This is a genomic window from Ruegeria sp. YTSA135, from assembly GCF_059610165.1.
Genome location: NZ_JBXWNC010000044.1, coordinates 1 through 1167, shown reverse-complemented (window position 1 = coordinate 1167; position 1167 = coordinate 1). Strand labels below are relative to the sequence as shown.

The following is a 1167-nucleotide window of genomic DNA, read 5'->3' as shown; positions in this document are numbered from 1 at the left end:
ATGGCAAAGGAAAAGTTTGAGCGTACAAAACCGCACGTCAACATCGGCACGATTGGCCACGTTGACCACGGCAAGACGACGCTGACCGCAGCAATCACCAAGTATTTCGGCGACTTCAAAGCGTATGACCAGATTGACGGTGCGCCGGAAGAAAAGGCGCGCGGCATCACCATCTCGACCGCCCACGTGGAATACGAGACCGACAACCGCCACTATGCGCACGTTGACTGCCCCGGCCACGCTGACTACGTCAAGAACATGATCACCGGTGCCGCGCAGATGGACGGCGCGATCCTGGTTGTGAACGCCGCTGACGGCCCGATGCCGCAGACCCGCGAGCACATCCTGCTGGGCCGCCAGGTTGGCATTCCGAAGATGGTCGTGTTCCTGAACAAAGTTGACCAGGTTGACGACGAAGAGCTGCTGGAACTGGTTGAGATGGAAGTTCGCGAACTGCTGTCCAGCTACGACTACCCCGGCGACGATATTCCGATCATCGCAGGATCGGCTCTGGCCGCGATGGAAGGCAACAACCCGGAAATCGGCGAAGAGAAGATCAAGGAGCTGATGGCGGCTGTTGATGAGTATATCGACACCCCCGAGCGTGCTGTTGACCAGCCGTTCCTGATGCCGATCGAAGACGTGTTCTCGATCTCGGGCCGCGGTACCGTTGTGACGGGTCGTGTTGAGCGTGGCGTGATCAACGTTGGTGACGAGATTGAAATCGTCGGCATCCGCGACACCACCAAGACCACCTGCACCGGTGTTGAGATGTTCCGCAAGCTGCTGGACCGCGGTGAAGCCGGCGACAACATCGGCGCCCTGCTGCGTGGTGTTGACCGTGACGGTGTTGAGCGTGGCCAGGTTCTGTGTAAGCCCGGCTCGGTGACTCCGCACACCAAGTTCGAAGCCGAAGCCTATATCCTGACCAAGGAAGAAGGCGGTCGTCACACCCCGTTCTTCGCGAACTACCGTCCGCAGTTCTACTTCCGTACCACGGACGTGACCGGCACCGTGACCCTGGCCGAAGGCACCGAGATGGTCATGCCCGGCGACAACGTGTCGTTCGGCGTTGAACTGATCGCACCGATCGCGATGGAGCAGGGCCTCCGCTTCGCCATCCGCGAAGGCGGCCGCACCGTCGGCGCCGGCGTCGTGTCGAAGATT

At 60.4% G+C, this 1167-nt stretch carries 1 protein-coding gene; it reads left to right on the top strand.

Annotation, left to right across the window (positions count from 1 at the left end):
- Positions 1-1167: elongation factor Tu (tuf, locus tag AC2FIT_RS22520; RefSeq protein WP_496832646.1), on the top strand; the 1167-nt coding region annotated here is incomplete at both ends.